This window comes from Silanimonas algicola (assembly GCF_054777375.1).
The window spans coordinates 245,332-267,972 of sequence record NZ_BAAHAS010000001.1 but is presented as its reverse complement, the minus strand read 5'-3'; the positions used below and the strand labels follow the sequence as shown (position 1 = coordinate 267,972).

The following is a 22,641-nucleotide window of genomic DNA, read 5'->3' as shown; positions in this document are numbered from 1 at the left end:
CCTGATCCTTGGAGAAAATCTACATGTCGAATATCACGCAGCTCACCGGCGCGATCCGATTCGCGCTGCTGGCTGGCGCCGCTTCGGTGCTCGCGGCCCCCGCCTTCGCGCAGGCCACGGACGAGACCCAGACCCTCGACCGCGTCGAAGTGACCGGTTCGCGCATCCGTCAGGTCGACCTCGCCACGCCGGCCCCGGTCCTCGCGATCACTCGTGCTGACATCGAGAAGCAGGGCTTCCAGTCGGTCGCCGACATCATCCAGCAGGTGTCCGCCTTCGGCACCCCGACCATCACCCGCGCCCAGCCGCTGTCGGCCGGTGAAGCGGCTGGCGGCGTGTTCGTCAGCATGCGCAACCTCGGCGCCGCCCGCACCCTCGTGCTGGTCAACGGCCGCCGCCTTGGCATCACCACGAGCGGCCTGGCCGACCTCGCCACGATCCCGGCCGCCGCGGTCGAGCGCATCGAGATCCTGAAGGACGGCGCTTCGTCGCTGTACGGCTCCGACGCCATCGGCGGCGTCGTCAACATCATCACCGTGTCGGACTACGAGGGCATGCAGGCCAGCTCGTACTACGGCCAGTATGACGAAGGCGATGGCCAGACCACCCGCGCCGACATGCGCCTCGGCTTCGTGGGCGACCGCGGCTCCCTGACGCTCGCCGCCGAGTGGGCGAAGGAAGAGAAGGTCCGCGCGACCGATCGCTTCTTCTCGGCCTTCCCGCGTTCGTCCTACCACCCGACCGACAACTGGACCACCGTCAGCCAGTTCGGCGGCTTCACCGTGAACGCGGCCAACCCGATCACCGGCCTCGCGAACGGCACCTACCGCCTCCGCGCGGGCGGCAACCCGCAGAACCGCGCCGACTACGTGTTGATCAACACGAATACCGGCGGCTGCAACTTCGCCACCGGCGTCTGCACCGTCGGCTCGACGGCCGACAAGACCAACACGCTCGAGCAGACCGACCTGCGCACCCCGCTGCAGTCGCGTGGCCTGTTCGCCGCCGGCACGTTCGACATCAACGACTACGTCCGGTTCAAGACCGACTTCACCTACGCCTACCGTGATGCGGAGCGTCGCGTGGCCGGCTACCCGATGCAGGCGGCGGCCTTCGCCACCCCGATGTCGGCCCAGAGCTACTTCAACCCGTTCGGCCAGCAGATCAACACCTGGACGCACCGCACGTTCGACATTCCGCGCGACTCGCGCTCGGAGCTGACCACCTACCGCTTCACCGGCGGCTTCGAGGGCAGCCTGGAGTTCGGCGACCGCTACGTCGACTGGGATGCCGCCTACGTCTACAACAAGAACAAGACGGTGCAGTCGACGATCGGCAACCTCAACGTGTCGCGCACGCTGCAGGCCGTCGGCCCGTCGTTCCTGAACTCGCAGGGCCAGGTCCAGTGCGGCACCGCCGCCGCGCCGATCCCGTTCACGAGCTGCGTGCCGTGGAACCCCTTCATCCCCGCCGGTACCGTGGCGCAGGGTGGCCTCGCGGGCAACACCGCGCTGCGTAACTTCCTGTTCCAGACGGAGCATGCGCTCGGCGAGACCAGCACCGAGGTCATCACGCTGAACGCGTCGGGCAACCTCTTCGCGCTGCCGGCCGGCGACCTGATGTACGCCGTCGGCTACGAGAACCGCAAGGAAGCCGGCGCGTTCGTGCCGGATGCCCTCGCGGTGACGGGCAACTCCACCAACCTGTCCTCGGGCCCGACCGGCGGCGACTACGCGGTCGACGAGTTCTACGCCGAGCTGCAGATCCCGGTGCTGGCCGACATGGCCTTCGCCAAGGAGCTCAGCCTCCAGCTGGCCAGCCGCTACTCGGACTACGACACCTTCGGTGACACCACCAACGACAAGCTGGGCCTGAAGTGGCAGCCGATCGAAGGCGTGCTGATCCGCGGCACCATCGCCGACGGCTTCCGCGCCCCGACGATCGCCGACCTGTTCGGTGGCACGTCGCAGACCTTCTCGTTCTTCACCGATCCCTGCGACACCAACTTCGGCAGCTCGGCCACCAACGCCACCACGCGCGCCAACTGCGCCCGTGACCTCGGCGCCCTGGCGAACACGTTCCGCCAGCTGGGCCAGGGCTTCAACCCGGCCGGTGCGCCGAACACGCAGACGCCGGTGGCGTTCTCGTCGGGTTCGAACCCGTTCCTGCAGCCGGAGACCTCGCGTTCCAAGACGCTGGGCGTGGTGTGGAGCCCGGGCTTCGCCGAAGGCCTGAACCTCTCGCTGGACTGGTGGAACGTCCGCATCGAGAACACGATCGTCGCCGACTCGCCGAACGACATCCTCAACGACTGCTACGTCCAGGGCATCACCAGCCGCTGCGCGCAGTTCACGCGTGACCCGGCGCTGGGCTATGTCAACAACCTCGCGTTCGGCGGCCGCAACGCCGGTTACCGCGAAATCGAAGGTTTCGACTTCGATTGGACCTACCGTTTCGAGCTGGGCGAGATCGGCGCGTTCACGGTCGCGAACAACACGACCTACACGTCGAAGGACATCTTCGTTTCGACGAACGATCCGCGCTTCCCGATCTCGAGCGTGGGCGTGGCCGGTGCGAACTCGACCACCTTCCGCATCCGCTCCAACCTCAACGTGGGTTGGGAGAAGGGTGACTGGGGCGTGAACTGGACGAGCCGCTACTACTCGTCGATCGCCGAGAACTGCACGTACATCACGGAGTGCAACCAGATCCAGTTCGCTCCGACCGGCACCTTCATCGGTGGCAACCCGGCGAACGGCCCGGCCAGCGCGCTGCGCCGCCGTATCGTCCACGGCGCGAACACCTTCCACGACCTGCAGGTCCGCTGGAACGCCCCGTGGAACGCGACGATCGCCGTCGGCGCCAACAACGTGACCGACCACTACGGCCCGGTGATGTACAGCCAGCCGAGCGCGAACGTCTCGTACTACGGCGGCTTCGACATCGGTCGCTTCTGGTACGCGAAGTACACGCAGCGCTTCTGATCGACCCGCGTCACGCGTCACGGAAACCCGCCGTCGAAAGACGGCGGGTTTTTCTTTGCGTGCGCCCGCTGGACGGCCGTTGGGTCAGCGCCCGGCCAAACCGATGCCACGGAAACGCCGCGCGGCCAGAGCTGGCCATGCAGGCGGAGGGAAGTGGAGGGCTTTCGCGGTCCGGTACGGACCGATGCGGTGCCTCGGGGCACCTCAGCGCCGGGGATCCCCGGGCTCAGAGATCCTGCTGGTAGCGCACGTAGGGCACGCGGCCCTCCTCACGCTCATCGCCCTGGCCGCGCTGCACAACGGGATTGTCCCCTGTGCTCATCAGGTTCTGCGCACCGACGGTCAGGCGGCCCGCCCAAGGCGTACGCCACGTGAGGCCGAGGCCGAGCGTGCCGTAGCTTTCCCGTTCGCCAGGCACGCGGACGACGCGGCCGACGACTTCCCCGCCGATCGCGCCATAGCCGCCGCCGACGCTCAGCGTGCGGCTGTTCCACCGCGGGGCGACGCCGCCGAGCAACATGCTGTTGGCCGGCATCAGTCGTGCGCGAGCGACGCTGCCGCCGAGGCGGATCCAGCCTTGCTCGCCGATCTTCAGGTCGCCGACGATGCCGAAGTCGTTCTGCTCGAAACCGACGCCCGGGAGGCCGGCCAGCGCCGCGAGCTCCGGGTTGGCCAGCGAGAGCGACGTGCCGGGCAGCAGTCCGTCGGTGCCGCCGCGACGGATGGCGCCGAAGCCCATCCATTCGCTGCGCCCGATGCGGGTGCCGACTTGCGCGCCGAGTTGGCCGTTGGCAAGCGATTTCGGTCGGGCCAGTTGGGTGACCAGACAGCGATCATCCAAGGTGCTCGCGTCGGCACCGGCACCTTCGCTGCCACAGAGAAGGCCGTAACGAGGCTCCACGCTGGCGGACAGACCGACGCTCAGGCCGCGATCCCGGCCCGACCAGCGCTTGCCCAGCGGCGTAGACCCGAGGGTCTGGTCCGGCAGGGTCGAGGTGTCGATCCACAGCACCGCCTGAAGTTCGCCGCTGTCCCGGTCCCAGACGGGGACCGGCATGGATGCCGCCGCCACGTCGGCCTGTGGCGTTGCAGTGGTCGCAGCCACCTGCGACGCAACGCCTGCGCTCGAGAGCGCGAGGGCGGCGGTCAGGGCGGCAGCGAGGGCAGTGCGCATACGGGGTGTCGGACTGTGGGCCGGATCAAGAGTTCCCGGTCGTACAGGGTAGCAGTTTACGCCCTTTTAACAATAGCGCCCCAAGCCCGCGGCAGTCATTGCAGCCCCGGGGGGGCGGAGAGGGTCGACATCGTCCCGGCGTCGAAAAGGCCGTGGATCGCCGTCCGGGTCAGCCGGTATTCCTTCCCGCAGAACTCGCAGTGGATGAGGGCCTCGCCGTCTTCGGCGGCTGCGATGGCTTCCGTTTCGCCGAGACCGCGGAGCATGTCCTCCACCCGGGCCTGCGAGCAGGAGCACGCAAACCGCTGGGGATGCTCCGAAAGCAATCGGACCCCGTCTTCATGGAACAGGCGCCAGAGCAGGTCCGTGTCGGGCCCGGCCAGCAGTTCGTCGGCGCCGAGGGTTCCGAACAGCGCTTCGACCCGCGCCCAGCCATCCCCGTCGCGGTCGGCATCCGGGAGTAGCTGAAGCAGCAGACCGGCGGCGCGCGCGCCATTGGCGGCAAGCAGCAGGGCGGTCGGCAACTGCTCGGATTGGCGGAAATAGCCGATGAGGGCCTCGGAGAGCGTGTCCTCCTCCAGGCCGACCAGGCCCTGGTAGCGTTGCACCTCGCGTTGGCCCGGCGGCAGGGTCTCGATGGTGATGGCCAGCATCGAGCCGTCGCCGAAATCCCGAGGCCCGAGGGTGGCCGGCAATCCGCCTTCGTGCCGGGCGAGGCCGCGCAGCGTCCCCTGCGAGGTGCATTCGGCGAACAGCGTCCGCAGTGCCCCGGTGCCGCGCAGCTGCAAGCTCAGCCGGCCGTCGACCTTGATGTGCCCGCAGAACAGCGCGGCGGCCGCGGTCGCCTCGCCGAGCAGCCCGGCCACGGCGTCCGGGTAATCGGCGCGTGCGCGGATGTCCTGCCACGTGGCGTCGAGGCTGACGAGCACGCCGCGGACGCCGGTGTGTTCGATCAGGAAGCGGGTGAGGGTGTCGGGATTCGCCATCGGTGCATGGACAGCGCGGCGTCGGGACGCCACGCTTCGCGCTCGGTCGGGTTCAGGAGCGGGAATGGTAGCGCGGGGGCGGCGGTGAGGCGGAATTCGCGGCGCGCGGCGGTCGTACCGGCCGGGCGCGGCCGACGCGCTGGCTGGCGCGCCGGTCTGCTCCGCCTCGCTTGGGGCCTGCCGCTCTTCTTCGTCATCGCCACCGGTTTACAGGTGCTCGCGCTCCGGGTCATCGATCCGCCGACCAGCGCGTTCATGCTCGACCGACAATGGCAGGCGTTCCGCGACGACGAGCCCGACTTCGCGCTGCGCTACGAGTGGGTCGATTGGGATGCGCTGTCGCCCGACCTGCCCATCGCCCTGGTCGCCGCGGAGGATCAGCGGTTCCCGTCCCATGCGGGGTTCGACGTCGCGGCCATCGAACGCGCGCTCGAGAACAACGCCCGCGGCCGGCCGGTGCGCGGCGCCAGCACCATCAGCCAGCAGGTGGCGAAGAACCTGTTCCTTTGGGACGGTCGAAGCTGGCTCCGGAAAGGCCTGGAGGCGTGGTACACGGTGCTCATCGAGCTCTTCTGGCCGAAGCAGCGCATCCTCGAGGTCTACGCCAACATCGCCGAGTTTGGCGACGGCGTCTATGGCGTGGAGGCGGCAGCGCAGCGCTACTTCAAGAAGCCGGCATGGCGGCTGAGCGCGGCCGAGAGTGCCCGGCTCGCCGCCGTCCTGCCCAGCCCGAAACGCTACAGCGTGCAGGCCCCCGGGCCCTACGTGCAGCGCCGCGCGGCATGGATTGGCCGGCAATCGCGCAACCTCGGCGGGCCGGCCTACCTGGCGGACTGCTGCGGCGTGCCGGGCGTCGACCCGGCTAAGCTGTCGCGATGAACACGACGGTCGAACTGGTCCTGCTCGTCGCCGCACACAACGAAGAGGCGGTGCTGCCGGCGATGCATCCGCGCTTCCTGGCCGTTGCCGAGGCGTTGGGGGCGGGCGTGCGCGTGCTGTACGTCGACGATGGCAGCCGTGATGGTACGTGGCCACTCCTCTCGCGGTTCGTCGCCGACCGCCCGGATCGCGTCGGCGCACTTCGGCTGTCGCGGAATTTCGGCAAGGAGCTTGCGCTGACGGCGGGGCTGGACCACGTGCCGCCCGGGGCGGCGGTGGTGGTGCTCGATGCGGATGGGCAGGATCCTCCCGAGCTCGTACCCTCCATGGTCAAGCGCTGGAGGAACGGCGCCGAAGTCGTGTTCGGCCGGCGCTCCGAGCGCCACGGCGAGCCGTGGTTGAAGCGCGCCACCGCCGCCGCCTTCTACCGCGTGATCAATGCGCTCTCCGATACGCCGATCCCGCGCGATACCGGCGATTTCCGCCTGATCGGACCGCGGGCCGTCGAGGCGCTCCGGGGCTTGCGCGAGCGCCAGCGCTTCATGAAGGGCCTGTTCGCGTGGGTGGGGTTCCGCGCTGAAGCCTTCGAGTACGAGCGCGCGCCGCGTCTGGCCGGGGCCAGCAAGTTCAATTACTGGCGACTGTGGAACCTGGCCATCGAGGGCATCACCGGCTTCTCGACCGTTCCGCTCCGCGCGGCGACCTACGTGGGGCTCGCCAGTTCGCTGGCGGCGTTCGCGCTCGGTGCGTGGATCATGGTGCGCACCCTGGTCTGGGGTGATCCGGTGGCCGGCTGGCCCAGCCTCATGGTCGTGATCGCCTTCCTCGGCGGTCTGCAGCTGATGGCGCTGGGCATCATCGGCGAGTACCTCGGCCGGCTGTACCTCGAGGCCAAACAGCGCCCGCTCTACATCGTCGACGAGACGAGGCTGCCGCGCCCCGAGGACTCGCAGGCAGCGGGTCGCAGCGCTTGAGGCCGGGCGCGGCGGGCGTATGATCAGCCGGTCGAACCCCCGGAGCGGCCCATGCGCAGCGTGCGACAGATCCTCGACGGCAAAGACACCCCGCTGGTCACGGTGGGGCCCGACGATCCGGTGCTCGATGCCTTGAGACGGATGGCCGAGACCAGCGTCGGCGCCGTGCTGGTGATGGAGCATGGCGAACTGGTGGGCATCATGACCGAGCGTGATTACGCAAGGAAAATCGTCCTGCAGGGACGCGCATCGGCGACGACCCCGGTGCGCACGATCATGACCAGCCCGGTCAAGACGGTGACGCCGGAGCATCGGGCCCGCGAATGCATGCAGATGATGAGCGACCACCGGTTCCGCCACCTGCCCGTGGTGGAGGACGGCACCGTGATGGGCGTGATCTCGATCGGCGACCTGCTGAAGACGGTCATCGCCGAGCAGCAGCAGGAGATCGGGCAGCTGCAGGCCTACATCGCGAGCTGAAGTCAAAAAGAAGAACGCCGGCGCGAGGCCGGCGTTCTTTCTGTGTCGAGCGGGGGATCAGAAGCTGTTGTCGCCGTCGAGGATGCGGCCGAGGCCGCCGAGCGCCGAGCCCTCGTCGCGCCCCGGCTTCATCGCCGCCTGCATCATGCGGCCGGCAAGACGCGAAAACGGCAGCGACTGGATCCACACCTTGCCCGGGCCGGTGAGCGTGGCCATGAACACGCCTTCGCCACCGAAGAGCATCGACTTCACCGAGCCGACCGACTTGATGTCGAAGTTGACGCCGTCGGTGTAGGCCACCACGCAGCCGGTGTCGACGTCCAGCCGTTCGCCCGGCGCCAGCTGCCGCTCCATGATGCTGCCGCCGGCGTGCACGAAGACGAGGCCGTCGCCCTCGAGCTTCTGCATGATGAAGCCTTCGCCGCCGAACAGCGCGGTCATCACCTTGCGCTGGAAGTGCAGGCCGATCGATACGCCGCGCGCCGCGGCGAGGAAGCTGTCTTTCTGGCAGATGATGCGCCCGCCGTAGTTCGACAGCGTCATCGGCACGATGGTCCCGGGGTAGGGCGCCGCGAAGGCGACCTTGGCCTTGCCGCTGCCACCGGCGTGCGAGAACACCGTGGTGAACAGCGATTCGCCGGTGACGAGGCGCTTGCCGGCACCGAGCAGCTTGTCCATGAAGCCGCCGCCGGCCTGCTTGCCGTCGCCGAACACGGTTTCCATCTGTACGACCGCGTCCTTGTACATCATGGCGCCGGCCTCTGCGACCGCGGATTCGCCCGGATCGAGCTCGATCTCGACGAACTGCATGTCCTCGCCGTAGATCTTGTAGTCGATGACGTCGGCGCGCTGGCCGCCGGAGAAGGCCGGGGGCGGCGGCGAGTGGACGTTGCCCGCCACCGACTCGCTGCGCAGCTCGGCGCAGGCGGCGATCGGCACCCACTCGGCGAAACCGTTGCGCCAGCAGTGGCCGTTCGGGTTCTTCGCGGCCTGCGCGACGGCGGCGGCGGTGTCGAGCGGGCCCATCTGCTGGCCGTTGTAGCTGAGGTACCACTGGTGCATGGCGAATCTCCGTGCGGGGGGAATCAGAGGCCGAGTTCGGCGTGGAGCGCCTCGCGCGCGGGAGCGTCGAGGCCGAGGCGCTGGGCGAGATCATCGAGGTAGCGCAGTTCGAGGTCGGTGTCGCGGCCGATGGCGATCACCGAGGCCACGTAGACCTGCTCGCGCTGCGCCGGGCGCGTGCGGGCGACGAGCTGGGCGACCGTCAGCGGCGCGGCGAGCTCGCCCTCCAGCGCTTCGAGGTCGTCGGCATCGAGCCCGGCATCGCGGGCGCTGCCGAGGATGCGCTGGCGCTCGTCGGCGTCGATGAGCCCGTCGGCGTTCGCTGCGCAGATCATCGCGCGCAGGAGGTGCATGGCCTCGACGGCGCGCTCGGCGTCCGTCGGCGCGGTTGCGCCCGGTGCGGGCGGCGGCGGGGCGGCGGCTGCCCCCGGCGGCGGCGGAGGCGGATGCGGCGTGCCGCCGTGCATCGGCTGCGGGGGCAGTGCGCTGCCGCCCGTCGCGGGCGTGCTGCTCGACTTGTAGTGCTCGTACGCGGCGATGGCGAGGCCGAGAGCGCCCATGCCGATCTTGGCCTTGGTCGCCGTCGACAGCCCGCCACCACGGCGGCCGCTGCCGCCGCCCAGCACGCCGCCCAGCAGGCTGCCGAGGCCGCCTGATCCGCTGGACGAGCCGCCCGACGAGCCGCCGAGCAGGCCGCCCAAGCCACCGAGGCCGCTGCTGCCGTAGCTCGACTTGTGGCGGCGCTGCTTGCCGCCGAGGCTGCCGCTGAGGGCTTCGTTCATCACCTGCTTGAGCAGGCGCTCGGGGTCGAACATGGGGAATCCTTCTTCACGCGGGACGCGGCGCATCATGCCAAAGCGGGGTTAATCCCCCGTCAGTGCCGGAGGTCCTGTTTCCCGGCGGCGCGGCCGGCGCCCCGCCCTGTGGCACACTGCCGCGCCTTTACTTACCCCTGAATCCGGACCGCGCGCGACATGGCCGACAGCATCGACAGCCACGCCCCGCGCACGCCCTTCCAGGTGTGGCGGGCCATGACCTGGTCGCTGCAGGGCCTTCGTGCCACGTGGACCCTCGAGAGCGCGTTCCGCCTCGAGGTCTACCTGTTCGTCGTGCTGGCGCCGCTGGGCGTCTGGCTGGGCGCGGACGGGGTGGAGAGGGCGATCCTGGTTGGCTGCCTCGTGCTCGTGCTGATTGTCGAGGTACTGAATTCCGCGCTAGAAGCCGTGGTGGACCGCTTCGGCCGCGAATGGCATGAACTCGCCAAGCGCGCCAAGGACATGGGCTCCGCGGCGGTCTTCCTCTGCGACCTCAACGTGCTGCTGTGTTGGGGCCTGATCCTGCTGCCGCGCTGGGTGTGATGCCCACTCGTCCCGCCATCTGCACGAACCGGAACTGATGATCGAATTCCTCGCCAGCCCCGAACTCTGGATCGCGCTGTTGACCCTTGCGACCCTCGAGATCGTGCTGGGCGTCGACAACCTCGTCTTCATTTCGATCGCGGTCAGCAAGCTGCCGCCACACCAGCGACCCAGGGCGCGGAGGTTCGGCCTCGCCCTGGCCTGCGTCACGCGCATTCTCCTGCTGCTGACGTTGGCCTGGATCGCCGGCATGAAGCAACCGCTGTTCTCGCTGTTCGGCCACGCGTTTTCGATCCGCGATCTCGTGCTGATCGGCGGCGGCCTGTTCCTGCTGGTCAAGGGCACGATGGAGATCCACGATTCCGTCGAAGGCGACAGCGACGCCGAGCAGATCGACACCAAGCCCTCGGCGGTCTTCGGCTGGGTGATCGCCCAGATCGCGGTGATCGACATCGTGTTCTCGCTCGATTCGGTGATCACCGCCGTGGGCATGGTGCCGGCCGAGCAGACCGGCATCATGGTGGCGGCGATCATCATCGCCGTCGCCGTGATGATCCTCGCGTCGAACCCGATCGGTGATTTCATCGATCGGCATCCGACGGTGAAGATGCTGGCCCTGACCTTCCTGATCCTCGTGGGCGCCGCCCTCGTGGCCGACGGTTTCGGCTACCACATCCCGCGTGGTTTCCTTTACTTCGCCATGGCCTTCTCGGGCCTCGTCGAAGTCCTGAACATGGTTTCCCGCCACCGCCAGGCGAAGAAGGCCGAACGCAAGCGCCTCGGCGCCTGAGGAGTTGTCGATGAGCGAAATCGCAGCGCTGGTGCTGAAGAAGGGCGAGGATCGCCGCCTGCGCGGCGGGCACCTGTGGGTCTTCAGCAATGAAGTGGACGTGGCGCGCACCCCGCTGACGGCGCTGCAGCCCGGCCAGCCGGTGATGCTGCTCGACAGCACGGGCAAGACGCTGGGCAGCGGCTACGCCCATCCGAACACGTTGATCGCGGCGCGGCTCGTCGACCGCGGCGGCCATGCGCTCGATCGCTCGCTGTTCGTGCACCGCCTCAACGTGGCACTGGCCCTGCGCGAGCGCCGCTACGCCGACCCGTTCTACCGTCTGGTCTTCGGCGAGAGCGATGGCCTGCCAGGCCTGACCGTCGACCGCTTTGGCGACGTGCTGGTGGCGCAGGCCACGACCGCTGGCATGGACCGCCTGCAGGACGAGATCAGCGATGCACTCGACAAGGTGTTGAAACCTCGCAGCATCGTCTGGAAGAACGACAGCAGCGCCCGGGCCATCGAAGGCCTCGGTAACGACGTGCGTGTGGTCGGGATGCCGGTCGAGGGGCCGGTGGAGGTGCGGGAGGGCGCCCTGCGTTTCAACGCCGACGTCATCGACGGCCAGAAGACCGGCTGGTTCTATGACCAGCGCAGCAACCGCGATCGCCTCGCGCCATGGTTGAAAGGGGCGAGCGTGCTCGATCTATTCAGCTTCGCCGGCGGCTGGGGCCTTCGTGCCGTCGCCGACGGGGCGGCCCGCGCCGACTGCGTCGATGTGTCGGGGCGTGCGGTGCTGGCCGTGCAGGCGAACGCCGAGCGCAACGGCCTCGCCGATCGCGTTACGGCGCAGGCCATGGATGCGTTCGATTTCCTCAAGGCCGCGCGCGCCGAGCGCCGCCGCTGGGACGTGGTCATCGTCGACCCGCCGGCCTTCGTGAAGCGCAAGAAGGATTTCAAGGAAGGCGCGCTGGCCTACCGGCGCATCTTCGAAGCCGCCATGCAGGTGCTCTCGAAGGACGGCATGCTGGTGGCCTGCTCGTGCAGCCACCACTTCCCGCGCAGCGCCCTGGTCGAGGCGGTGCAGGCCGGGGCAAGGCACCTCGACCGGCAGGCGCAGCTGCTCGAATTCCTCGCGCAGGGACCGGACCACCCGCTGCATCCCGCCATCCCCGAGACCGAATACCTGAAAGGCGCGCTGTTCCGCATCCTGCCGGCCTGATGAACGCCTCCGACGCCACCGAGACCGACCAGACCCCGCCGGCGTTCCACTCGGCGCTCAAGGCGCTGCATCGTCTGGCGCAGCGTGACGAGGAGGAGGTGCCCGCCCGGTTGCTGGAGATCACGGCCGAGACGCTCGTCGTGGCGCGCGCCAGCGTGTGGATGCTGACGCCCGGTCGTCGTTCGATCCGCTGCCGGGCGATGTTCGAGAGGGGCCGGGGTGCCCTCGTGCCCGACCTCGAATTGGCCTGCGATGCCGCGCCAGCCTATTTCCAGGCCATCGAGGGCCTGTTGGTGCTGGCCGCAGAGGATGCCCAGCGCGATCCACGAACGGTGGAGCTGGCAGAAGGCTACCTGAAGCCGCTCGGTATAGGCGCCATCCTCGACGTGCCGATCTGCGAGTTCGGCGAGATCGTCGGCGTGCTGTGCCTCGAGCATATCGGCCCGCCGCGTCGCTGGAGCAGTGCCGAGCGCCTTTTCGTGACTTCTCTCTCCGGCATCCTGTCGCAGCGGCATGACCGGCTGCGCATGGCCGCGACGGAAGACGAGCGCAGGCGGCAGTTGCTCTTCGACGTCGCCACGGGGCTTGCCGGGCGGAGCCTGTTCATCGATCGGCTCGCGCATGCGGTGGCCGAGCTGCCGCCGGGCCACGACCTCGCCGTGCTCGCCCTTGACCTCGAGCGACTGCGCAGCCTCGCGCATCGCTACGGGGGAAGTTTCGCCGATAGCGTGATGGCCGAAGGTGCGGCCCGCATCGGTCAGCTCGTACCGGCCGCGCGCTGCGGGCGCATTGCCGACGACACGTTCGCCCTGTGGGTGTCCGGGGACCGCGCTCAGGGCCTTGCCACCCGCCTCGCGGGACGCTTGCAGCGCGCCCTCGCGCTGCCGATGGCGGCACCGGATGGCGATACGCTCGAGTTCAGCACCGCGGTGGGCATCGTGCCCGGGGCGCGCGCGGAGCCAGACGCCGACCGCTTGCTGCGAGACGCCCTGACGGCGGCGTTCAGCGCGGCCCGCAAGGGTCGAGGTCGTGTCGAAGTCGTGTGGCCGGAAGTCCGCAATGAGTTGCAGAGTTCGCTGGAGCTTGAGCGCGATGTGCGTCGCGCCGCCGATGCGCGCGAGTTCACCTTCCGGTTGCAGCCGATCGTCGATCTGGCGTCGGGGCGCGCCGTCGGGGCCGAGGCGCTGATGCGCTGGCCCCGGGATGGCCGTGACGTGCCGCCGTCCGACTTCGTCCCCCTGCTGGAGGACAGTGGGCTGATCGCCCAGGTGCACATGGCCCTGCTGCGCGACCTGTTCGCGTGGGCGCGGGAAACGGCCCTGCTTGAACGCCGGCCGGGGTTCCAGCTGCACGTGAATTTTTCCCCGGTGCAGCTGCAATCCCCGAGTTTCGTCGAGGAGCTCCGCGACACGGCGCGTGCGTACGGCGTCGAAGGTCTGCTCGTCTGCGAGATCACCGAGAACACCCTGTTCTCCAGCGGCGAGGATGCGGCATCGACCTTGCGCTACCTCGCCGAGATGGGCATCCCGGTGTCGCTCGACGATTTCGGCACCGGTTTCGCGTCACTCTCCCACCTCATTGATCTGCCCTTGCACGGACTAAAGATCGACCGCAGCTTCTGCCTGCGCTGCGCCGATGATGCGAAGGCGCGCGCGGTCGTGGCCGGCCTCCTCGGCCTGGCGACGCACCTCGGCCTCGACGTGGTGGCGGAAGGCGTGGAGACGGAAGCCCAGCGTGCCTTGCTGGTGTCGTTGGGCGCCACCGTGGCGCAGGGTTACCTTTTCGACCGCGCGCTGGACCTCGAACCTTTCGCCCAGCGCTGGCTGGTCGAGTGACGGAACCACCATGAGCACCCTTCACGACATCGATCCCATCGCGCTTTCCCTGCCGTTCTGGCCGCACGGCATCCACTGGTATGGCCTGATGTACGTGCTGGCCTTCGCCGCGGCTTGGTGGCTGGGGCAACGCCGCCTGCGCGCCGGGCGCCTCCCGGGCATCGACGACAACGCCTACGGTGACCTCCTGTTCTACGGGATGCTCGGTGTGTTGCTGGGTGGCCGGATCGGCTATGTACTCTTCTACGACCTGCCGGCCTTCCTCGCCGATCCGCTGGTGTTGTTCAACGTACGCGGCGGCGGCATGAGCTTCCACGGCGGCCTGCTCGGCGTCATGGCCGCGGGGCTCTGGTGGTGCCGGAAGCACCGTATGCACTGGTTCGACGTGATGGATTTCGTCGCGCCGCTGGTGCCGTTGGGGCTCGGCTTCGGGCGCATCGGCAACTGGATCGGCGGCGAGCTGTGGGGGCGGGTCACCGATTCGCCGCTGGGCGTGGTGTTCCCGCGCTCGTTGCCGCCGGAGTACGCCAACCTGCCGATCGAGCAGCTCCGCACCCTGCACGCGCAGGGCGTGCTCGAGCCGTTCGCCCGCTACCCGTCGCAGCTGCTGCAGGCGCTGCTCGAAGGCATGGTGATGTTCGTCGTGCTGTGGTGGTTCAGCGCCAGACCTCGGCCGCGGTTCGCCGTGTCCGGCATGTTCGCCCTGCTGTACGGGGTGTTCCGCATCGTCGCCGAGTTCTTCCGCCAGCCGGACGCGCAGTACGGTTACCTCGCCTTCGGCTGGCTGACGATGGGCATGGTGCTCAGCCTGCCGCTGGTGGCGATCGGATTGGTGTTCCTGTGGCGCTCGCATGCGGCGCCGACGCTGGCGAAGGAGGGCGCGTGATGCAGGCCTACCATGATCTGCTGTCGCACGTGATGGCGAATGGCGCCATCAAGACCGACCGCACCGGCACCGGCACGCGAAGCGTGTTCGGCGCGCAGATGCGTTTCGACCTCGCGGCGGGCTTTCCGCTCGTCACCACCAAGAAAGTGCACTGGAAGTCGGTGGTGCACGAGCTGCTGTGGTTCCTGAAGGGCGAGACGAACATCGGCTACCTGAAGGCGCACAAGGTCGGCATCTGGGACGAATGGGCTGACGCCGACGGCGAACTGGGGCCGGTGTACGGCAAGCAGTGGCGCAGCTGGGCCGCGCCGGACGGCACGGTGATCGACCAGATCAGCGACGTCGTCGCGCAGATCCGGAAGAATCCCGATTCGCGCCGGCTGATCGTCAGCGCATGGAACGTGGCCGACCTGCCGAAGATGGCGCTGATGCCCTGCCATGCGCTGTTCCAGTTCTACGTGGCCGACGGCAAGCTGAGCTGCCAGCTCTACCAGCGCTCGGCCGACCTGTTCCTCGGCGTGCCGTTCAACATCGCGAGCTACGCGCTGCTCACGCAGATGATCGCGCACAGCTGCGACCTCGGCCTCGGCGACTTCGTCTGGACGGGCGGCGACTGCCACATCTACTCGAACCACGTCGATCAGGTGAACGAGCAGCTCGCGCGCGGCCACCGCGCCTTGCCGACGGTCCGCCTGAACCCCGAGGTTCGCGACGTGCTGGCCTTCCGCTACGAGGACATCGAGCTGGTCGGCTACGACCCGCATCCCGCCATCAAGGCGCCGGTGGCGGTGTGAGCGGCGTGGAGATCGCGCTGGTCGCGGCACTCGACCGCGACTTCGCCATCGGTCGCGGCAACGCCCTGCCGTGGTCGCTGCCCGATGACCTGAAGCGCTTCAAGGCGCTCACGCTGGGCCATCCGGTCCTGATGGGGCGCAAGACGGCCGAGTCGCTGGGGCGCGCGCTGCCCGGGCGCCGGAACCTCGTGCTCACGCGAAGCGGTCGCGTGCCCTTCGAGGGCATGGAAGCGGTGGGGTCGATCGAGGAGGCCCGGGCGGCGATCGCCGCGCCGCGCGATGCCGGTGCATCGCCCGTCGACGGTGGCATGCGCACGCTGATGGTGATTGGCGGTGGCGACGTCTATGCGCAGGCGCTGCCGCTGGCGTCGCGCCTGCACCTCACGTGGGTCGATACGCGGGTCGACGCTGCCGATGCGTGGTTCCCGCGCTTCGATCCCGCGGGTTGGACGATGACCGACAGCGAGTCGCATGCCGCCGATGCGCGGCATGCCGTCGCGTTCCGTTTCGCGGATTACGTCCGGCGCTGATCGCGCCTCAGTCCTCGCCCTTGGCGGCACCAACGACGACGCGCCCCGGCACCTGGTGCACGCGCGGCTCGGGCCCGAGTTCGAGTGCGGTGAGCTTGCCGCCCCAGACGGCGCCGGTATCGAGGCCGTGCACCCCGAGGCCCTGGAACAGGCCGAGCGTGCTCCAGTGGCCGAACACCACGGGCATTTCGCGCTCGACGATGCCCGGCACCGAGAACCACGGGTAGAGCCCGGCCTTCTGCGTGCCCGGTCGGCCCTTCTCCTCGAACGCGATGCGGCCCGCGGTGGTGCAGTAGCGCATGCGCGTGAAGATGTTGATGATCGCCCGCCAGCGGTCGACGCCCTCGAGCTTCGGCGACCAGTTCGGCTTGTCGCCGTACATGTTCTTGAGCAGTCGCGCGCCGCCTTCGCCCTGCAGGCGCTCCTCGACTTCGCGCGCACGGGCTTCGGCGATCTTGATCGTCCACTTCGGCCCGAGGCCGGCGTGCACCATGGCGAAGCCGAGGTCGCGGTCGACGTGCATCAGCTTCTGGGCGCGCAGCCATTCGATCAGCGTCGACGCATCGTCGTCGAACAGCACGCGCTGCAGGTCCGGGTTCACCCGGCGCTGCTCGTCCGGCCGTCGGCCGGCGATGGCCAGCAGCGAGAGGTCATGGTTGCCGAGCGTCACCACGATGTGCTCGCGCAGCGAGTGCAGCAGCTTGAGCGTCTCCAGCGATTGGCCACCGCGGTTGACGAGGTCGCCGCAGAACCACAGGCGGTCCGTCGCCGGGTCGAAGCGGATGGCCTCGAGCAGGCGCAGCAGGATGTCGTGGCAGCCCTGGAGGTCGCCGATGGCGTAGGTCGCCATCAGTGCAGCGTCCGCGGGATGCTGAGCGCGAACGGCGCGATCTCGGCATCGAACTCGGTGCCGTCGTCGGCCAGCATCTGGTAGCTGCCGCGCATCTGGCCGCAGAAGGTCTCGAGCACGGCGCCCGACGTGTACTCGAACTCGCCGCCTGGCTTCAGCCACGGCTGCTGCCCGACGACCCCTTCGCCCACCACCTCCTGCACCTTGCCATTCGCGTCGGTGATCAGCCAGCGGCGCGACAGCAGGCGCGCCGGCACGTCGCCGGTATTGGCGATGCGGATCGTGTACGCGAACACGTAGCGACCCTCGTCGGGTGCGCTCTGTTCGTCGAGGAAGCGGGTGGCGACGGCCACCGCGATGGCATAGCGGGCGTTGGGCATGCCGGGATTTTACTTAAAGCGCGTCGGCTTCCGGGGGCTGGATGCCGGCGGCGATGAGCTGGTTCGACAGCGTGATGTAGGCCTCGACGGGCACTGCCTCGGCGCGTGCGCCAGGGTCGATGCCGGCCGCGCGGATCGCCTCGGCATCGCAGACCGTCGAGAGCGAATTGCGCAGCGTCTTGCGGCGCTGCGAGAACGCGGCGGCGACGGTGCGGGCGAAATGGGCGGCATCCTTCACGCCGGCTTCGCCCAGCGGGCGCGGCACGAGGCGCACCACCGCGGAATCGACTTTCGGCGGCGGCGTGAAGGCGCCCGGCGGCACGTCGAACAGCGGCGTCACGCGGCACACCGCCTGCAGCATCACCGAGAGTCGGCCGTAGGTCTTGCTGCCGGGCTCCGCGGCCATCCGGTCCACCACTTCCTTCTGCAGCATGAAGTGCATGTCCTTCACGGCGTCCGCGTGTTCCATCACGTGGAACAGGATCGGCGTGGAGATGTTGTAGGGCAGGTTGCCGACGAGGCGCAGCGGGCCTTCGACGTCGTGCCCGTGGCCGAGCTTGCCGAAATCCACCTGCAGAACGTCGCGATGGACGATCGTGAGCCTGCCGTGCTTCGCGCCCTCGATGGCGAGCGGCTCGATCAGGTCGCGGTCGAACTCGATGACCGTGAGTTCGCCGTGGGCACGCAACAGGGGGAAGGTTAGGGCGCCGCCACCGGGGCCGATCTCGACGATGAACTCGCCGGGCTTCGGGGCCACTGCGCGGATGATCTTCTCGACAATGCCGGGGCTCGACAGGAAATGCTGGCCGAGCTGCTTCTTGTGGCGGTGTGTGTCGAGGCTCATGGGACTCGGGTCAGTGCGTGCCGCGCGCGGTGGCGCGACGGCGGGCGAGGTCGGTGCAGAGCGCCACGGCCTGCTTCAGGCTGGACGGGTCGGCGATGCCGCGGCCGGCGAGGTCGAGTGCGGTGCCGTGGTCGACCGCCACGCGCGGGAAGGGCAGGCCCAGCGTGATGTTCACCGCGTCCTCGAAGCCGCTGGCCTTGAGCACCGGCAGCCCTTGGTCGTGGTACATCGCGACCACGGCATCGAAGTCACCGAGGTGCTGCGGCAGGAAGGCCGTGTCGGCCGGCAGCGGGCCTTCGACGTGCAGGCCTTCGGCGCGCAGGCGTTCAAGCAAGGGAATGATGACGTCGATCTCCTCGCGGCCCATCTCGCCGGATTCGCCGGCATGCGGGTTCAGGCCGAGCACGCGCAGGCGTGGCACCGCGATGCCGAACAGGCCGCCCAGCGCGGCCGCGGTGATCCGCAGCACGCGTTCGAGGCCGGCTTCCGTGATGGCATCAGGAACCGCGCGCAGAGGCAGGTGGGTGGTGGCCAGCGCCACCCGCAGGCGCGGGTTGGCCAGCATCATCACCACGTCCGTGCCGGCCACGTCGGCGAGCAGCTCCGTGGTGCCGGTGTAGGCGATGCCGCCCTGGTTGATGGTGGCCTTGTGTACCGGCCCGGTGACGAGGCCGTCGATCGTTCCGACGAGTGCATCGCGGGCCGCGGCGCGCAGCGCGCCGATGACGGCGCCGGCATTGGCGGGGTCCGCATGGCCGAAGCGCACCGGCGTGGCATTGCGGTGGTCCACCAGCGCCAGTTCGCCCGGGCCGGTGTCGGCCGCGGCCTCGCGCAGGCGCAGCGGCAGGCCCAGCGCGTGGGCAGCGGCGAGGAGGGTGTCGCCGTCGCCGTAGGCGACCAGCGTGGCCTCACGTGGGGCTTGGGCGATCCGGACGCAGAGCTCCGGGCCGATGCCGGCCGGCTCGCCGGGGACCAGCGCGAGCCGGGGCGCGGTGGGCATCGGTTCAGGCGCCGAGGCGCGACTCGACGTACGCGTCGGCGCGGAGCTGGCGCAGGAACCGTTCGAACTCGTCCTGCGCCTTGCGCTCACCGATCAGCTGGCGGGCGCGCTGGCGACGGTTCTCGTCCGTCACGTCCTGCTGCCGCTCCGCAACGCGCCGGATGATGTGCCAACCGGCCTCGGTGCGGAACACGGCCGAGAGTTGACCGTCCTGGAGGGCCTGCACCTGCTCGGCGACCGCCGGGCCGAAGGTTTCGCCCGTGAACCAGTCAAGGCGACCGCCGCGATTGCGGCTGAACGTATCGTCGGAGTTCTCGCGGGCCAACTTCGCGAAGTCCTCGCCGGCCTCGATCCGTGCACGGAGTTCGTCGATCCTGCGACGCGCGGCTTCGTCACCGACGACGTCGTTGACCGCCACGAGAAGGTGGTCGGCCTGATACTCGGTCACGGTCTGTGCGCCGGACTCGCGCACGGCAACGAGCTGGACCATCTGGAAGCCGCTCGGCCCGCGCACTGGCGCGGTGTACTGCCCGGGTTGCAACCCTTGGATCGTTTCCGCGAACCGCGGAGGGATGGTGCTGGCCTCGCGCCAGCCGAGGTCGCCACCCTCCAGCGCATTGCGGTCGTCGGAGTAGCGGATCGCCGCGGCACGGAAATCGATCTCGCCGCGGTCGAGCAGCGCCTTGATGCCGTTGATCTTCTGCTCTGCGATGGCGACCTGCTCGGGCGTGGCGCCGTCGGGCAGGGCGACCAGCAGGTTGGCGAGCTGGAACTCGGTGCTGTCGACGCTGCGCTGGGCGAGCAGCTGGTCGATCTCCGTCTCGCTGACGACCACGCGGCTCTGCACGACGCGCTGTTGCAGGCGGCGCATCTGCAGCTCCTCGCGCACGCTGCGGCGGTAGTCGTCGAAGCTGACGCCGCTGGCTTCGATCTGGGCCCGCATCTGCTCGACGCTGACGCCCGACTGCGCGGCGATGCCCTGGATCGTCTGGTTCAGCTCGGTGTCACCGATGCGGATGCCGGTGCCCTCGGCACGCGCCACCTGCAGGCGCATCAGCACCAGGCGGTCGAGGACCTGCCGCTGCAGCACGTTGTCGGGCGGGAGCTGGGCCTCCCGGCCGCGGTACTGGGCGCGGACGTTGGCGATGGCGCGGTCGAGTTCGGACTTCAGGATCACGTCTTCGTCGACGACGGCGACGATGCCGTCGATGTCGCCGCTGCCGGCGCCCGGCCCCGAGAGCAGCTGGGCCTTCACGGGGGCGGCGAGCGCGAGGGTGGCGGCCAGCAGGCCGGTGAAAGCGGACGTGAAAATCGGGGACTTCGACATGGGGCTGGAACGGGCTCTGGCGCGCCGTAGCGCTGGGTCAAGGCGAGTAGCCGAGGATAGCATCGGACAACAACCGCTCTGAATCGCGGCCGAAGCTGCCAATGCCGTTCAGCTCGATTTCCATGTAGACGCCGAGGTTGCGGTCTCCGTTCAGGTCGCGGACGTAGTCGCGGGCAAGCACGCGCACGGCCACGCAGCAACTGCGCCATTCGAGGCCGCCGAGGGCTTCCTGCGTGCGTCGGTCCCGGAGCGACCACGCCCAGCGCCCCACGGCGCGCCAGTTCGCGTTGATCGGGGCCGCGAAGCTCAGGTCGGTCTGCTCGATGAGGTCCTTGCGGTAGCGGTAGCTGGCGTTCACCACGCCGCGCTCGGAGAACCGCCATTGCGTGCGGACCGCCGAAAGGTCGGTGCCAAATCCCCCCGGGTTCCACTGTTGGGCAAGCGAGACGCTCCAGGCGTCGCTGACGCGCCAGTCGATCTCGCCCACATACGCCGAGCCGTCGGCGGCCGGTGGGCGTTCCCCCGGAATCGCCACGCGGGGCGGCTCGAAGTAATGAATGCGCCCGAGGCTGGCGGAGAGTCGCTCGCGGCCGTCGTCGGCGTCGAGCAGCCGCGTGGTGACCGCCAGCGTGGCCTGGTTGGCATCGGACTGGCGGTCGGCGCCGGTGTAGCGGTTCTGGCGGAACAGGCCAGGCCAGCTGAAGGACAGCGGCTGGGTGTCGAACAGCGGCAGGTCGTCCTGCACCCGGTAGGGCACGCGCAGGTAGTAGAGGCGCGGCTCCAGCGTCTGGACGTAATCGCTGCCGAACAGCGACGTCTCCCGCTCGAACAGCAGGCCGGCGTCGACGCTGCTGATCGTGGTGCTGCGGTCCGGGCTGAGGTCGCTGCGCGCCGCCGGCAGCCGCGGGTCGCGTTCCAGCGTATAGCTGGTGTGGCGCAGGGCGAATTCGGGGTTCACGAACCAGCTCGCGCCGCCGAAGTTGAGGCGCACCGATGGCTTGAGGTCGACGCGCCGCCCGCCCGGGAGATCGTCGTGCTGGAAGCGGACCGCTTCCGCACTGACCCCGAGGTCGAGCCACGGCAGCAGGGGCTGCAGCCACTGGCCGCGAAGGCGCGGCAGCCGGGCGTAGGGCTCGCTGCCGGGAAGCACGGCGGGGTTGGCGGCTTCCCATCGCTCGAAGGACAGCCCGGTCGACCAGTAGCGGCCGCGTCCGTTCAGCGCGAGGCTGCTGTCGAGGAGGCTGAGGGTGTTCTGCCCGAAGTTGTCGCCGAGGTCGCGGAAGTACTCGCGGTCGCTGACGTCCTGCAGATTCGCCGTGGCATACCAGTTCGGCGACAGCGCGCTGAAGTGCTGCCAGCGGAAGAAACCGCGGTCATCGCCGGTGCGGTCGTCGTCGGCGAGGTAGGTGCCTTCCACGGAGCCGGCGCTGGCCGTGCCGAGGTAGCGGAACTCGCCGCCGAGCATCAGGCCGCGGCGCGACATCCAGCGCGGCGACAGCGTCGCGTCCATGTTCGGGGCGAGGTTGAGGTAGATCGGCTGCTCGTAGTCGACGCCGTTCTCGTCCTGCACGCCGACTTTTGGGGCCAGCAGGCCGCTGCGGCGCTCGCTGGTGGTCGGAAAGCTGATCCACGGCAGCCACAGCACCGGCACGTCGCCAAGGCGCAGGACCGCGCTCTGCGCGACGCCGCGCTTCTCGGCGTCGTCGATCTCGATGGTCGAGGCCTCGAAGGCCCATTGCCGCTGCCCGGGCGGGCAGGTGGAGAACAGGGCGTCGGCCAGCGTGCTGCGTTCGCCCTCGCGCACAACGGCGACTGCCGTGCCGTTCCCAAGCGTGCCGTCGATCAGCTGGTACTCGACCTCGCGCAAACGGACGCGCTCGGCGGCCTGGTCACCATCGGCCGAGGCCGCCGCGACGCGGACGCGGCCGTCCTCGAAGCGCAGCGGGCCGGGGCTTTCCCATGTCTCGTCCTCGTGCCGGTAAACGAGCGCATCGGTCCCCACCCACTGGTTGGCGCGTGTCAACTCGACGCGGCCGCGGAAGGTGGTCACCTTTTCCGCGGAAACATCCAGCGTGTCCGCCTGCACTTGCGTCGGGCTGGATTCGCGGGGTGGCGCGGCGACGGGCGGCGCGCCCGTCCGCGTCCCTTCGAACGCCATCGGTGCGCGGCACAGCGCCCAGGAGGGGCCGTCCAGCGGCGATTCGGCGCGTGCGGGCAGGGCCAGTGCGAAGCCCAGGGCGAGGGCCAGCGGGTGCAGGTTCGGTCGCGACACGGACAAGCCTCTCACTTCATGACCCGTAAGCT

Annotated in this window: 21 protein-coding genes; 11 read left to right on the top strand and 10 right to left on the bottom strand. The window is 69.3% G+C overall.

Annotation, left to right across the window (positions count from 1 at the left end; all coding sequences use genetic code 11):
- Positions 1 to 23: 23 nt before the first annotated feature.
- Positions 24 to 2,984, top strand: coding sequence for a TonB-dependent receptor domain-containing protein (locus tag ACYVAK_RS01365; RefSeq protein WP_461057214.1), 2,961 nt, complete (start codon positions 24 to 26; stop codon positions 2,982 to 2,984).
- A 226-nt stretch (positions 2,985 to 3,210) separates the two neighbouring features.
- On the opposite strand, the gene ACYVAK_RS01360 is transcribed toward ACYVAK_RS01365, so the two are convergent.
- Positions 3,211 to 4,158, bottom strand: coding sequence for a hypothetical protein (locus ACYVAK_RS01360; RefSeq protein WP_461057212.1), 948 nt, complete (start codon positions 4,156 to 4,158; stop codon positions 3,211 to 3,213).
- A gap of 95 nt (positions 4,159 to 4,253) precedes the next feature.
- Complete coding sequence (gene hslO / locus ACYVAK_RS01355; protein WP_461057210.1) at positions 4,254 to 5,144, bottom strand: Hsp33 family molecular chaperone HslO; 891 nt, start codon at positions 5,142 to 5,144, stop codon at positions 4,254 to 4,256.
- Between the two features lie 84 nt (positions 5,145 to 5,228).
- On the opposite strand from hslO, the gene mtgA reads away from it, so the two are divergent.
- From mtgA to ACYVAK_RS01340, 3 genes are read left to right on the top strand one after another with little or no spacing between them, the layout of a single operon-like run.
- Positions 5,229 to 6,023: a monofunctional biosynthetic peptidoglycan transglycosylase gene (gene mtgA / locus ACYVAK_RS01350; RefSeq protein WP_461057208.1), complete on the top strand. Its 795-nt coding sequence runs from the start codon at positions 5,229 to 5,231 to the stop codon at positions 6,021 to 6,023.
- Entirely contained in the window at positions 6,020 to 6,997 is a 978-nt protein-coding gene (locus tag ACYVAK_RS01345) for a glycosyltransferase family 2 protein (protein ID WP_461057206.1), read from the top strand. The genes mtgA and ACYVAK_RS01345 overlap by 4 nt, the downstream gene beginning before the upstream one ends.
- A 51-nt stretch (positions 6,998 to 7,048) precedes the next feature.
- Positions 7,049 to 7,477, top strand: coding sequence for a CBS domain-containing protein (locus ACYVAK_RS01340; protein WP_461057204.1), 429 nt, complete (start codon positions 7,049 to 7,051; stop codon positions 7,475 to 7,477).
- A 57-nt stretch (positions 7,478 to 7,534) separates the two neighbouring features.
- On the opposite strand, the gene ACYVAK_RS01335 is transcribed toward ACYVAK_RS01340, so the two are convergent.
- Both ACYVAK_RS01335 and ACYVAK_RS01330 read right to left on the bottom strand, forming a co-directional pair.
- The gene (locus ACYVAK_RS01335; RefSeq protein WP_461057202.1) at positions 7,535 to 8,539 is read right to left on the bottom strand and encodes a TIGR00266 family protein; all 1,005 of its coding nucleotides are present in this window, start codon (positions 8,537 to 8,539) and stop codon (positions 7,535 to 7,537) included.
- A 23-nt stretch (positions 8,540 to 8,562) separates the two neighbouring features.
- On the bottom strand, positions 8,563 to 9,354 hold the full coding sequence (locus tag ACYVAK_RS01330) for a DUF533 domain-containing protein (protein ID WP_461057200.1): 792 nt from the start codon (positions 9,352 to 9,354) through the stop codon (positions 8,563 to 8,565).
- 159 nt (positions 9,355 to 9,513) lie between these two features.
- Between ACYVAK_RS01330 and ACYVAK_RS01325 the strand changes: the two genes are divergently transcribed.
- The 7 genes from ACYVAK_RS01325 to ACYVAK_RS01295 are packed head-to-tail and all read left to right on the top strand — an operon-like array spanning position 9,514 to position 15,936.
- Positions 9,514 to 9,897, top strand: coding sequence for a diacylglycerol kinase (locus ACYVAK_RS01325; protein ID WP_461057198.1), 384 nt, complete (start codon positions 9,514 to 9,516; stop codon positions 9,895 to 9,897).
- A 34-nt stretch (positions 9,898 to 9,931) separates the two neighbouring features.
- The gene (locus ACYVAK_RS01320) at positions 9,932 to 10,687 is read left to right on the top strand and encodes a TerC family protein (protein ID WP_461058604.1); all 756 of its coding nucleotides are present in this window, start codon (positions 9,932 to 9,934) and stop codon (positions 10,685 to 10,687) included.
- Between the two features lie 10 nt (positions 10,688 to 10,697).
- Complete coding sequence (locus ACYVAK_RS01315) at positions 10,698 to 11,891, top strand: class I SAM-dependent rRNA methyltransferase (RefSeq protein WP_461057196.1); 1,194 nt, start codon at positions 10,698 to 10,700, stop codon at positions 11,889 to 11,891.
- Positions 11,891 to 13,726 carry a putative bifunctional diguanylate cyclase/phosphodiesterase gene (locus tag ACYVAK_RS01310; protein WP_461057194.1) on the top strand — a complete coding sequence of 612 codons (1,836 nt, stop codon included), beginning with the start codon at positions 11,891 to 11,893 and terminating at the stop codon, positions 13,724 to 13,726. Before ACYVAK_RS01315 ends, ACYVAK_RS01310 begins: the two co-directional genes overlap by 1 nt.
- A gap of 10 nt (positions 13,727 to 13,736) precedes the next feature.
- Positions 13,737 to 14,612, top strand: a complete 876-nt coding sequence (gene lgt, locus ACYVAK_RS01305) for a prolipoprotein diacylglyceryl transferase (RefSeq protein ID WP_461057192.1) — start codon at positions 13,737 to 13,739, stop codon at positions 14,610 to 14,612.
- Positions 14,612 to 15,406, top strand: a complete 795-nt coding sequence (locus ACYVAK_RS01300) for a thymidylate synthase (protein WP_461057190.1) — start codon at positions 14,612 to 14,614, stop codon at positions 15,404 to 15,406. Before lgt ends, ACYVAK_RS01300 begins: the two co-directional genes overlap by 1 nt.
- Before the next feature lie 11 nt (positions 15,407 to 15,417).
- Entirely contained in the window at positions 15,418 to 15,936 is a 519-nt protein-coding gene (locus ACYVAK_RS01295) for a dihydrofolate reductase (protein WP_461058602.1), read from the top strand.
- A gap of 7 nt (positions 15,937 to 15,943) precedes the next feature.
- Here the strand turns inward: ACYVAK_RS01295 and ACYVAK_RS01290 are convergent, their stop codons facing one another.
- Genes ACYVAK_RS01290 through lptD form a run of 6 tightly spaced genes read right to left on the bottom strand, consistent with a single transcriptional unit; the run spans position 15,944 to position 22,609 of the window.
- Positions 15,944 to 16,786 carry a symmetrical bis(5'-nucleosyl)-tetraphosphatase gene (locus ACYVAK_RS01290; RefSeq protein WP_461057188.1) on the bottom strand — a complete coding sequence of 281 codons (843 nt, stop codon included), beginning with the start codon at positions 16,784 to 16,786 and terminating at the stop codon, positions 15,944 to 15,946.
- The gene (gene apaG, locus ACYVAK_RS01285; protein ID WP_461057186.1) at positions 16,786 to 17,166 is read right to left on the bottom strand and encodes a Co2+/Mg2+ efflux protein ApaG; all 381 of its coding nucleotides are present in this window, start codon (positions 17,164 to 17,166) and stop codon (positions 16,786 to 16,788) included. The genes ACYVAK_RS01290 and apaG overlap by 1 nt, the downstream gene beginning before the upstream one ends.
- 13 nt (positions 17,167 to 17,179) lie before the next feature.
- Complete coding sequence (gene rsmA, locus ACYVAK_RS01280; protein WP_461057184.1) at positions 17,180 to 18,010, bottom strand: 16S rRNA (adenine(1518)-N(6)/adenine(1519)-N(6))-dimethyltransferase RsmA; 831 nt, start codon at positions 18,008 to 18,010, stop codon at positions 17,180 to 17,182.
- Positions 18,011 to 18,020: 10 nt separating this feature from the next.
- A complete protein-coding gene (pdxA, locus tag ACYVAK_RS01275; RefSeq protein ID WP_461057182.1) occupies positions 18,021 to 19,010 on the bottom strand; it encodes a 4-hydroxythreonine-4-phosphate dehydrogenase PdxA in 990 nt (329 codons plus the stop codon).
- A gap of 4 nt (positions 19,011 to 19,014) precedes the next feature.
- On the bottom strand, positions 19,015 to 20,337 hold the full coding sequence (locus tag ACYVAK_RS01270) for a peptidylprolyl isomerase (protein ID WP_461057180.1): 1,323 nt from the start codon (positions 20,335 to 20,337) through the stop codon (positions 19,015 to 19,017).
- Positions 20,338 to 20,374: 37 nt separating this feature from the next.
- On the bottom strand, positions 20,375 to 22,609 hold the full coding sequence (gene lptD / locus ACYVAK_RS01265) for an LPS assembly protein LptD (protein ID WP_461057178.1): 2,235 nt from the start codon (positions 22,607 to 22,609) through the stop codon (positions 20,375 to 20,377).
- Positions 22,610 to 22,641: the final 32 nt, after the last annotated feature.